This is a genomic window from Nonomuraea sp. SBT364 (assembly GCF_001083785.1).
In the GTDB taxonomy this organism is placed as follows: domain Bacteria; phylum Actinomycetota; class Actinomycetes; order Streptosporangiales; family Streptosporangiaceae; genus Nonomuraea.
This window is the reverse complement of the sequence record NZ_LAVL01000013.1, coordinates 127902-138014: the sequence shown is the minus strand read 5'-3', so window position 1 is coordinate 138014 and position 10113 is coordinate 127902. Positions and strand designations below refer to the sequence as shown.

The following is a 10113-nucleotide window of genomic DNA, read 5'->3' as shown; positions in this document are numbered from 1 at the left end:
GCCAGAGTTGTCATCACCGCCGTTGTCGTCGAGGGCCGCTCCCAGGCAGAGGTCGCCCGCACCTACGGGGTGTCCAAGGGCTGGGTCTCCAAGCTCGTCGCGCGCTACCGGGCCGAGGGCGAGGCGGCGTTCGAGCCCCGGTCACGACGACCGAAGACCTCGCCGAACGGGATCGACGCCGATACGGTCGAGCTGATCGTCCGGCTGCGCAAGGAACTCGCCGAGCAGGGGCTGGACGCCGGACCGGACACCATCGCCTGGCACCTGCGACAGCACCATCAACGGACGGTGTCGCGGGCCACCATCAGCCGTCACCTCACCCGTCGCGGCCTGGTGACGCCTGAGCCGAAGAAACGACCCCGCGCCTCCTACACCCGCTTCCAAGCCGAGTTGCCGAACGAGACCTGGCAGGCCGACTTCACCCACTACCGGCTGGCCGACGGCACCGACAGCGAGATCCTGTCCTGGCTGGACGACCACTCCCGCTACGCCCTGTCGGTGACCGCGCACGCCCGCGTCACCGGCCCGATCGTGCGAACCACCTTCCGCGCCGCGGTCACCGCACACGGCGTCCCGGCCTCCACCCTCACCGACAACGGCATGGTCTTCACCACCCGGCTCGCCGGCGGCCGCGGCGGCCGCAACGCCTTCGAACACGACCTGCGCCGCCTGCACGTCCGGCAGAAGAACTCCACCCCCAACCACCCCACCACCTGCGGCAAAGTCGAACGCTTCCAGCAGACCATGAAGAACTGGCTCCGCGCCCAGCCCGGCCAGCCGGCCACCCTGACCGACCTGCAGACACTCCTGGACCACTTCTGCGATGCCTACAACCACCATCGCCCGCACCGGTCCCTGCCGCACCGCGCCACCCCCGCGGCCGTCTACGCCACCTCGCCCAAGGCCCTGCCCGACAGCAGCCGCGACACCGACACCCACGCCCGCGTCCGCCACGACCGCATCGACGCCTCCGGCGTGGTCACCCTGCGCGTCAACGGCCGCCTGCACCACATCGGCATCGGCCGAACCCACGCCCGAACCCACGTCATCCTGCTGATCGACGACCTGCACGTCCGCGTCGCCAACGCCATCACCGGAGAACTCCTGCGCGAGCTGACCATCGACCCCGCCCGCGACTACCAACCCCAGGCAAACCCCAACACGACGAAACCCCCGAACCCGTAGGTTCGAGGGTTTCCGATGTCGTGAGACATCACACGAGCGGTGGTGGTGGGATTTGAACCCACGGATGAGTTGCCCCATCACACGCTTTCGAGGCGTGCGCCCTCGGCCACTAGGCGACACCACCGCCGACGAGCTTACCGGATCCGCCGAGTGCCGAAGAACTCCTTGAGGATCGCGGAGCTTTCCTCGGCCAGGACGCCCATGACGACCTCGGGGCGGTGGTTGAGGCGGCGGTCGCGGACGACGTCCCAGAGGGAACCGGCGGCGCCCCCCTTCTCGTCGGCCGCCCCGTACACGATCGTGGCGACGCGCGCCAGGACGGCGGCGCCGGCGCACATCGTGCAGGGTTCGAGCGTGACGACGAGCGTGCAGCCGGTCAGGCGCCACCGGCCGAGCCGGCGGGCGGCCAGGCGCAGGGCGAGGACCTCGGCGTGGGCGGTGGGGTCGGCGCTCGCCTCGCGGTCGTTGCCGGCCTCGGCGAGGACCTCGCCGAGCGGGTCCAGCACGACGGCGCCGACGGGGACCTCGCCGCGCTCGCCGGCCGCGGCGGCCTGGGCGAGTGCCAGGCGCATCGCGGCGGTGTGGCTCATCTCAGCCGGTCGAGCTCGTCGCCGAACGACAGCCGCTCGGCCAGCACCGAGAGGATGTCGGCCGGCAGCATCCCCTCCTCCATGCTCAGCTCCAGCAGTTCCTCGGCGCTGACGCCGAGGTCGGCCAGGAGCTCGAGGTCGCCGGCGGGGCGGACGCCGAGCTCGGTGCCCTCCTTGTCGGGCACGACGCCGGCGAACTCGGCGAACAGCTCACCCAGGCGGTCGGCGGGGACCGCGTGGGCGTCGGAGAGGAAGACCCGGGGCTCGTCGTCGTCGCGGTAGCGGACGATGGCGAACCATTCGTCCTCCACCTCGACGCAGAGCAGCGCCAGCTCGTCGCCCGACAGGCTGAGCGCCTCGGTCACGGCGTCGCCGAGGTCGTCGACGATCTCGGCGTCACGCAGGTCGACCTCGGCGCCGCTCCAGCCGCCGGCGGTCCTGACGAAGGCCGCAGAGAAGGTGTTGGCCGCCATGTGCGCTCCAGGGGGTCAGTCGAAGACCGATTCGATGGCACGCTCGAACGGCTCGGAGAAGCCCAGCCGCGCGGCGACGCTCGACAGCACCTCGTCGGGCAGCAGGTCGACGTCACCGGAGAGGATGCCCAGCTCCATCTCGTCCAGCCCGAGGTCGGCGAAGATCGACAGGTCGCCGGCGGGCAGCGCGGTGTCCTCGTCCTGCAGGATCTCGTCGAGCTCCTCCTCGTCGGGCACGGGCACGTCGAGGTAGTCGAGGACCTGCGTGGCCAGCGGGAAGTCCCAGGACGCGGCGATGTCGGAGAGGAAGACATCGACCCGATCGCCGAGTACGCGCAGCGCCACGAAGAACTCATCCCCAACGGCGACCAGGCCAATCGTGCCGCTCTCGCTCGGCTGCTGGCGCAGGGCCTTGATCAGCCCTTGCAGGTCGGACGTGAGCGCGACCGGTAGCAGCTCGGCGTCCCAGCACTCGTCCTCGCGGTAGACCACGATGGCGAAATCGAGCGCGTCTTCGTCTGTCATCGCCATCGCCATCCCCCACAGCCGGCCCTGATGGACCATAGCCTCTAGCCGGTTTCCAATCGTTCCAGACCCGGCCTGCCGTCGTGTGCCGCTCCGACCAAATTGTGATCAAAACCGAGGTCACAACGTGCCGGTACGTAGCACACAAGATAGCGTTGTCCCTTATGGAAACCCTCGTCGTCGACCATCCGCTTGTGGCGCACAAGCTCACCACACTGCGCGATGTCCGCACCGACTCCCCCACCTTCCGCAGGCTCGCGGACGAGCTGGTGACGCTGCTGGCGTACGAGGCCACCCGCGACGTGCGCGTCACGGACGTGACCGTCCAGACGCCGGTCGCCACCGCCCGGGGCGTACGGCTGGCCAAGCCGGCTCCTCTCGTGGTCCCGATCCTGCGTGCCGGGCTCGGCATGCTGGAAGGCATGACGCGGCTGCTGCCCACGGCCGAGGTCGGCTTCCTCGGCATGATCCGCAACGAGTCGACGCTGCAGGCCGAGACGTACGCGACCCGGCTGCCCGACGACCTGTCCGGACGGCAGTGCTACGTGGTCGACCCGATGCTGGCCACGGGCGGCACGCTGGCGGCGGCGGTGCAGTTCCTGTTCGACCGGGGGGCCGTGGACGTCACGGCGCTGTGCCTGCTGGCCGCCCCCGAGGGACTGGCGTACATGGACAAGGTCTTCGCCAACTCCGGCAAGCCGATCCGGGTCGTCACCGCCGCGCTCGACGAGCGGCTGAACGAGCACGGCTACATCGTTCCGGGCCTGGGCGACGCGGGCGACCGCCTCTACGGAGTCGTCTGAAACGACTCACGCCCCGCGACCTGTTCGTTACATACTGTACTTGTGTGGGTACGAAGAGTGAGGAAGGCAACTTCCGCAGGGCCGTGGGGGAGCACGATGAGCGTTAGTCCGATCGCCGAGGTGGCGTCGTGAGCACCGAGGCGGATCCGAGCCCGTACGCGGAGGTGGAGACGGCGCTGTGCGAGGAGTTCGCGGGCGTCCACTCCTCCGCCACGGTGACGCGCTGCGTCGAGGCCGCGCACTACGGAGCGCTGGAGGTCACCGGCTATGCCCACCCCAGCCTCGTCGAGCGGATCGCCCGCAAACACCTCCACGTCCTCGCTCTGGTGGCCAGTGACCGAGGCTAGGCAAGATCATAACTAGCTCGCCAAGAGCACCTTTACCCCGGCAACAGGGTGGGTAATGTATACGGCGGGTGTAGTGGGTAAGTGGTACGGAGGCGACAGTGCAGGTCAAAAAAGTCCTCACATATGGTGGTATCGCGTTTGTCGCGTACTACCTGTTCGCGCGACCAGCGGACGCCGCTGACGCGGTCAGAGGGGCGTTCGACACCGTGTTCAACGCGGCCGACTCGCTGGCTCAATTCGTGAACAACCTCGCATGAGACTTGTGACCCACGGGGACTCTGCTCCGTCGTCGGTCAACCGTTACCTACTCCCCCACGAACAACAGGTCATCATGGTGCGGCGTCACCCAGCCGTGCTGCTCCGTCCGGTCGGCGAGGTTTTCGGCGGCCTGATCATCGCCGGGTTGCTCAGCCGGTTCTTCGGCGGCAGCGAGGGGGGCGGCACGGCTCTCGTCGTGGTGTGGTGGCTCTGGCTGCTGCTGCTGATCCGTTTCGTATGGAAAGTCGCGGAGTGGTCGGTCGACTACTTTGTGGTCACCTCGAAACGCATGCTTCTGACCACAGGGCTGATCACGCGCAAGGTCGCGATGATGCCTCTGCAAAAGGTCACCGACATGAGCTTCCAGAGATCTCTGCTTGGGCGCATGCTCGGTTACGGAGAGTTCATCCTCGAGTCCGCCGGCCAGGACCAGGCACTGTCCAACGTCGAGTACATTCCGTATCCGGAGACCTTGTACCTGGAGGTCTGCCAGATGCTATTTCCCGGCAAGGACGACGGAGACGATTAATCTCCAGGTGGGGAATTCTTCACCCGGGGATACCAGATTCGGCTACTTCGTGCAATCATTGCGTGTTGTTGACCCTTCCCCGCCTTGAGAGATGAGATGCCGAGTCAGGGAACCATCGGTGACCGCGTCCGAGGATTGCGGCTGAACAGGCGGATGTCGCAGGCCCAGCTGGCCGGACCCGACCTGTCGGACAGTTACGTCTCGCTCATTGAGTCGGGCAAGCGCACGCCGACTCCCGTCGTCGCCCGCCTCCTGGCCGAGAGGCTGGGATGCACCACCGAGTTCCTCCTGCATGGGATCGAGCCTCGGCAGCGGATCGACACCGAGCTCGGCCTGCGCCACGCCGAGCTGGAGTTGCAGCACGGCGACCCGGTGGCCGCCGCCGAGCGCTACACGGAGATCGTCAAGGCGGCCGACGAGGAAAACGCCATGCTCACCGCGCAGGCCCGCTTCGGCAGGGCGCGCGCGCTGGAGGCGCAGGGCCGGCTCGGTCAGGCCGTCGAGGCCTTCGAGCGGCTGCGCAGGGAGGCCGCCGCCCATCCGGAGCGCCTGGCCGACCTGCCGCTGACCATCGCGCTGAGCCGCTGCTACCAGCGGGCCGGTGACCGGCTGCGCGCCCGCGACCTGGCCTCCCGCGCGCTGGAGCAGGCCGAGCGGATGTCCATCACCCAGGGTGAGATCGCCGTCGACCTGGCCGCCGTGCTGGTCGAGGCGCGCGGTGACCGCGAGGGTCACTCCGCCGAGCTCGCCTACGTCAAGAGGGTGCTCGACCTCAGCGAGACACCCGACGATGTGGACCGTTCCGGAGAGGTGCGCTCGCTCTGGCAGGCGAGCAACGCGGCTGCCGCGGGCGAGGATTCCGCATTGGCCGTCCGGCTCGCCGATGACGCCATCAACGCCGGTCGTCAGCGCCGCATCGCGCTGCAGCTCGCCCGTACGGCGATGCACTGGGCCAGGCTGGCCACGGCGCCGATCGACGAGGCCGAGCGCCTGGTCGAGCAGGCGACGCGGACGTTCGCCGCGCACGCGGGCGGCGAGCGGGAGCACGGCGAGAGCCTCATCGCGCACGCCCGGGTCCGGCTGCGCGCCGGCGACCTGGTGCGGGCCGGCGAGCTCGCGTCGCAGGCGGTGGAGCTGCTGCGTGAGGCCCCGGGCACGGCCATGGCGGAGGCGCACCTGCTGCACGCCACGGTCGCGATCGGGCTGGGCGGCGACGCGTCGGCGCATCTGGGCGCCGCGCACACGCTGCTCGCCGGGCGCAACCGGCAGCCGTTCGGCTCCGACCGGCCGGCCGCGCGCTGCTGGCGTGAACTGGGCGACCTTTACGGCCAGGTGGCGGACAGGGCACAGCAGACCGCCGCTTATCGTAAGGCGCTCGAAGCCGCCGGAGTCCGTTCCATGCTGGCCGGGCTGACGACGGACACCACGATTTCCCGCTGAACCGACCTCCGGGGGCTCCAGCATTTTCAGGCTGGAATACACTAGGGTTCTCCAGTCATTGACTCATAGGATGATTGGTTTCCCCCGGAGGAGGCGGACTGTGAGTCTGCGTACGGCGCAGCGGGCTTCGCTCGTCGACCAGGTGATCGACCAGCTCAAGGAGCAGATCACCTCAGGGTCGTGGCCGATGAACGGCAAGATCCCGACCGAGACCGTGCTCGCCGAGCAGCTCGGAGTCGGGCGCAACACCGTTCGGGAGGCCGTACGCGCGCTCACCCACGCCGGCCTCCTGGAGTGCCGGCAGGGCGACGGCACCTACGTACGGGCGACCAGCGAGCTCTCGGGGGCCATGCTCAGGCGCCTGCGCCAGGCCGAGCAGCTGGAGATCTTCGAAGTACGGCGGGCGCTCGAGGTGGAGTCGGCCCGCCTGGCCGCCACCCGGCGCACCGACGAGGACATCAGGCTCATCGAGGCCGCGCTGGCCGAGCGCGACAGGGCCTGGGAGCTGGACGACCCCGACCGGTTCGTCGAGGCGGACCTGGCCTTCCACATGGCGGTCGCGCACGCCACGCACAACCTGGTGCTCATCGACCTCTACGAGGACTTCTCCGCGGCGCTGCGGGCCAGCATCACCGCGGCGGGCACCTCGCTCAACAAGACCTACATCCCGCATGACGCGATCGCCCGCGCCATCGCCGCCGGCGACGTCAGCGCCGCCGAGCGGGCCGGGCACGCCTGCATGGAGCACATCCTCATCGCCCTGACCGAGGCGTAGCCCGTCAGGGCCGGAGCCGGTCGGCGTGGTCGGCGGCGAACTCCTCGAAGGAGCGCGCCGGCCGGCCCACGACGCCGGCGAAGTCGGCCGTGGTGTAGTCGCCCCAGCCGCTCGCGTAGGCGCGGGCGTATTCGGTGTTGACCGCGGCGTCCCATTCGCGCAGCCCCGCTCCCAGCATCGCCTCGTAGGCGCCTTCCGGGGTGACCGGCTCGTAGCCGATGGGCGTGCCGTAGACGGGGGCCAGCCGCGAGGCGGCCTCGCGCAGCGAGATGCTCTCCGGCCCGGTGATCGTGTAGGTCCTGCCCCGGTGGGCCGCCGGATCGGCCAGCACACCGGCGCCGAACGCGGCGATGTCACGGACGTCGATCAGGCCGATCTTCCCTTCGCCGGTCGGGCCGTACAGCGTCGTGCCGTTGATCGAGCCGAAGAGGTTCTGCATGAAGAAGGCCGGGCGGATGATCGTCCAGTCGAGCCCGGAGGCGGCCAGCTCCACGTCCGACAGCGCGTGCAGGCGGCCGTTGCGGGTCGGGGCGTCGTGCGAGGCCCCGATGGCCGACATGCGGACCACGTGGCGCACGCCCGCCTGACGGGCCGCCCAGACGGCGTTCATGCTCGCGTGGGGGGCCTGCGGACCCATGGCGTTGAGCAGCCAGAGCGTGTCGACGCCCTTGAAGGCGCTCTCAAGCGTGTGGGGCAGGTCCAGGTCGCCCACCGCCACCTCGACGCCCGCGGGCGCCTTGGCGGGGTCTCGGACGAGCACACGGACGTCGTCGGTGCCGGGCAGGGCGCGCAGCAGGGCGCTGGAGACGGTGCCGGTCGCGCCGGTGATCAAGACGGTCATGTCGGCTCTCCCTCATCGGGCGGAACCGGTGCGTCCCGCTCATGGAACCAACGTATAGTAAGTATTAGTGACGGTCAAGTTTGGTGACTAATAGGAGGATGTGGCCGTGCGCCGCAGCGAAATCAAGCAAGCCGACCCCGACCTGGGGATCCTGAGCAGCCGCACGCTCTTCCGGCTGCAGCGAGAGCTCTTCTCCACCCTTGCCGAGCAGGGACATCCGCGGCTCAGGTCGCGCCACGGGGCCGTGCTGGCCTACCTGAACGAGGAAGGCAGCCGGGCCACCGACCTGGCCGCCCTGTCGGGACAGCACAAACAGGTCGTCGGCACGCTCGTGGACGAGCTCGTCGAGCTCGGCTACGTGGAGCGCCAGCCCGACCCGGCCGACCGCCGGGCCAAGCTCATCGTGCCCACCCGCAAGGGGCTCGACGAGATGGCCCGCTCCGACGCGATCGTGGCCGCCATCGAGGAGCGCTACGCCAAGGCCGTCGGCGAGGAGACCTACGCGGAGTTCAAGAGGGTCTTCCGGCTGATCTCAGCTCAGTCGTAGCGACATGACCAGGTAGCGGAAGGCGGGCTCGGCGTCGCCGGGCACGTCCTGGATCAGTGCGGGCCTGGTCGGCGACTCCATGTTGATGCGGGCCAGGTCGCTCTCGATGCCGGTGAGCCCGTCGAGGATGAACTGCGACTGGAAGGCGATCTGGATGTCGTCGCCGCGCAGCTCGCACTCGACCACCTCCGAGCCTCGGCCGATGTCGCCGCCGCCCGCCTGGATGCGCACCTGGCCCTGGCTGAACGCCAGACGGATCGCCGTGTTGCGCTCGGCCACCAGCGCCACCCGCTTGATGGCCGCCACGAACGCGGCCACCGGCACGTCGGCCCTGATCGACCAGTCGGCGGTCAGCCGGGTGCGGTAGTCGATGAACTGCTCGTCGAGCAGCCGCACCGTGGTGCTGCGCCCGACGCTCTCGAACCCCGCCACGCCGTCGCCGAAGGCGACCGACACCTCGCCACCGCGCAGCGACCTGGCCACCTCGACCAGCACGCGGGCCGGCACCATGGCCGAGACCGAGGCGCCGGAGCTCGCCGGTCGCCAGGCGAAGTCGCGGGCCGCGATGCGATAGCGGTCGGTGGCGGCCATCGTGACCGCGTCGCCGTCGACGTCGACCCTGATGCCGGTCAGCATCGGCAGCGTGTCGTCGCGGCTGGAGGCGGGGGCCACCTGGCCGACGGCCGAGGCGAACACGCCGCCGCCGATCGCGCCGATGGCGGGCGGCATCGCCGGCAGGCTCGGGAAGTCCTCGACCGGCATGGTGATCAGCCCGAACTCGGCGCTGCCGCAGGTCAGGACCGCTTCCTGGCCCTCGGTGACCAGCTCCACGTCGTCGGCGGGCAGGCTCTTGCTGATCTCGGCGAGCAGCCGGCCGGGGATCAGCACGCTGCCGGACTCGGCCACCTCGGCGTCGATGAGCGCGCGTGCCGACACGTCGTAGTCGAACGCGGACAGGGTCAGCTCCTCGCCCGCCTCCAGCAGCAGCCCGGAGAGCACGGGCGTCACGGGCCGGCTGGGCAGGACCCTGGCCGCCCAGGCGACCGCGTCGGCCAGCACGTCACGGTTAACCCGGATTTTCACCTGATCCACCCTTTCTTCGCGGCCTGCCCTCTAGAAAATAGCCGAGGCTACCGACAAAGAATCCCGCTAACGGCTGTTGAGGTAGGCGAGCACGGCCAGGACGCGACGGTTGTCGTCGTCGGAGGGCGCCAGGCCGAGCTTGGCGAAGATGCCCGCGGTGTGCTTGGCCACCGCGCTCTCGCTGAGGAACAACCGCTGCGAGATGGCCGCGTTGGAGCGCCCTTCGGCCATGGCTTCGAGCACGTCGCGCTCGCGGGGGGTGAGCGCGGCCAGCGGCTCGTGGGTGGCGTTGCTGGCCAGCAGCTTGGCGATCACCTCGGGGTCCATGGCGGTGCCGCCCGCGGCCACCCGGCGCACCGCGTCGACGAACTGCTCGGCGTTGAACACCCGGTCCTTCAGCAGGTAGCCGATCGCGCCGGAGCCGTCGGCCAGCAGTTCGCGGGCGTAGAGCTGCTCGACGTGCTGGGAGAGCACCAGGATCGGCAGCCCCGGCACCTGCCTACGGGCGGCCAGCGAGGCCTGAAGGCCCTCGTCGGTGTGGGTGGGGGGCAGCCGCACGTCCACGACGGACACGTCGGGACGCAGCTCCAGGAGCCCCTTGAGCAGCTCGGGGCCACTCTCCACGGCGGCCACGACCTCGAAGCCGTGCGCCTGGAGCAGGTGGACGAGCCCGTCTCTGAGGAGGTAGAGATCTTCGGCTACGAGTACGCGGTTCAT

At 69.7% G+C, this 10113-nt stretch carries 14 protein-coding genes and 1 tRNA gene; 8 read left to right on the top strand and 7 right to left on the bottom strand.

Annotated features, from left to right (window positions below):
* The coding region (locus tag ADY59_RS09600; protein ID WP_063780608.1) for an IS481 family transposase at positions 1-1185 on the top strand (1185 nt) is incomplete at its 5' end.
* Positions 1186-1222: 37 nt separating this feature from the next.
* Here ADY59_RS09600 and ADY59_RS09595 read toward each other — a convergent pair.
* The 4 genes from ADY59_RS09595 to ADY59_RS09580 form a co-directional block, all read right to left on the bottom strand.
* Positions 1223-1309: transfer RNA gene (locus ADY59_RS09595), tRNA-Ser, on the bottom strand.
* Positions 1310-1319: 10 nt separating this feature from the next.
* Positions 1320-1775, bottom strand: coding sequence for a tRNA adenosine(34) deaminase TadA (gene tadA / locus ADY59_RS09590; RefSeq protein WP_082309976.1), 456 nt, complete (start codon positions 1773-1775; stop codon positions 1320-1322).
* A complete protein-coding gene (locus ADY59_RS09585; RefSeq protein WP_049560343.1) occupies positions 1772-2248 on the bottom strand; it encodes a tRNA adenosine deaminase-associated protein in 477 nt (158 codons plus the stop codon). The genes tadA and ADY59_RS09585 overlap by 4 nt, the downstream gene beginning before the upstream one ends.
* A gap of 15 nt (positions 2249-2263) precedes the next feature.
* Positions 2264-2779, bottom strand: coding sequence for a tRNA adenosine deaminase-associated protein (locus ADY59_RS09580; protein WP_156325397.1), 516 nt, complete (start codon positions 2777-2779; stop codon positions 2264-2266).
* A gap of 158 nt (positions 2780-2937) precedes the next feature.
* Between ADY59_RS09580 and upp the strand changes: the two genes are divergently transcribed.
* The 6 genes from upp (at position 2938) to ADY59_RS09555 (ending at position 6925) form a co-directional block, all read left to right on the top strand.
* On the top strand, positions 2938-3576 hold the full coding sequence (gene upp / locus ADY59_RS09575; RefSeq protein ID WP_049560342.1) for a uracil phosphoribosyltransferase: 639 nt from the start codon (positions 2938-2940) through the stop codon (positions 3574-3576).
* 128 nt (positions 3577-3704) lie between these two features.
* Positions 3705-3923, top strand: a complete 219-nt coding sequence (locus tag ADY59_RS09570; RefSeq protein WP_049560339.1) for a hypothetical protein — start codon at positions 3705-3707, stop codon at positions 3921-3923.
* A gap of 98 nt (positions 3924-4021) precedes the next feature.
* Entirely contained in the window at positions 4022-4180 is a 159-nt protein-coding gene (locus tag ADY59_RS51205) for a hypothetical protein (protein ID WP_197093517.1), read from the top strand.
* On the top strand, positions 4177-4710 hold the full coding sequence (locus ADY59_RS09565; RefSeq protein WP_049560336.1) for a PH domain-containing protein: 534 nt from the start codon (positions 4177-4179) through the stop codon (positions 4708-4710). The genes ADY59_RS51205 and ADY59_RS09565 overlap by 4 nt, the downstream gene beginning before the upstream one ends.
* Positions 4711-4806: 96 nt before the next feature.
* Complete coding sequence (locus ADY59_RS09560; protein ID WP_049560333.1) at positions 4807-6150, top strand: helix-turn-helix domain-containing protein; 1344 nt, start codon at positions 4807-4809, stop codon at positions 6148-6150.
* A gap of 100 nt (positions 6151-6250) precedes the next feature.
* A complete protein-coding gene (locus ADY59_RS09555; protein ID WP_049560331.1) occupies positions 6251-6925 on the top strand; it encodes a FadR/GntR family transcriptional regulator in 675 nt (224 codons plus the stop codon).
* Positions 6926-6929: 4 nt separating this feature from the next.
* Here the strand turns inward: ADY59_RS09555 and ADY59_RS09550 are convergent, their stop codons facing one another.
* Entirely contained in the window at positions 6930-7766 is an 837-nt protein-coding gene (locus ADY59_RS09550) for an SDR family oxidoreductase (RefSeq protein WP_049560328.1), read from the bottom strand.
* A gap of 106 nt (positions 7767-7872) precedes the next feature.
* Between ADY59_RS09550 and ADY59_RS09545 the strand changes: the two genes are divergently transcribed.
* Positions 7873-8313, top strand: coding sequence for a MarR family winged helix-turn-helix transcriptional regulator (locus ADY59_RS09545; RefSeq protein WP_049560380.1), 441 nt, complete (start codon positions 7873-7875; stop codon positions 8311-8313).
* Here ADY59_RS09545 and dnaN read toward each other — a convergent pair.
* The gene (gene dnaN / locus ADY59_RS09540; protein WP_049560326.1) at positions 8299-9396 is read right to left on the bottom strand and encodes a DNA polymerase III subunit beta; all 1098 of its coding nucleotides are present in this window, start codon (positions 9394-9396) and stop codon (positions 8299-8301) included. The genes ADY59_RS09545 and dnaN overlap by 15 nt on opposite strands.
* 66 nt (positions 9397-9462) lie before the next feature.
* The gene (locus ADY59_RS09535) at positions 9463-10113 is read right to left on the bottom strand and encodes a response regulator transcription factor (protein ID WP_049560323.1); all 651 of its coding nucleotides are present in this window, start codon (positions 10111-10113) and stop codon (positions 9463-9465) included.

Bases quoted from the DNA above. Each gene is read 5' to 3' on its own strand.
- tadA (WP_082309976.1), bottom strand. From the start codon at position 1,775: ATGAGCCACACCGCCGCGATGCGCCTGGCACTCGCCCAGGCCGCCGCG.
- ADY59_RS09585 (WP_049560343.1), bottom strand. From the start codon at position 2,248: ATGGCGGCCAACACCTTCTCTGCGGCCTTCGTCAGGACCGCCGGCGGC.
- ADY59_RS09580 (WP_156325397.1), bottom strand. From the start codon at position 2,779: ATGGCGATGACAGACGAAGACGCGCTCGATTTCGCCATCGTGGTCTAC.
- upp (WP_049560342.1), top strand. From the start codon at position 2,938: ATGGAAACCCTCGTCGTCGACCATCCGCTTGTGGCGCACAAGCTCACC.
- ADY59_RS09565 (WP_049560336.1), top strand. From the start codon at position 4,177: ATGAGACTTGTGACCCACGGGGACTCTGCTCCGTCGTCGGTCAACCGT.
- ADY59_RS09560 (WP_049560333.1), top strand. From the start codon at position 4,807: ATGCCGAGTCAGGGAACCATCGGTGACCGCGTCCGAGGATTGCGGCTG.
- ADY59_RS09550 (WP_049560328.1), bottom strand. From the start codon at position 7,766: ATGACCGTCTTGATCACCGGCGCGACCGGCACCGTCTCCAGCGCCCTG.
- ADY59_RS09535 (WP_049560323.1), bottom strand. From the start codon at position 10,113: ATGAACCGCGTACTCGTAGCCGAAGATCTCTACCTCCTCAGAGACGGG.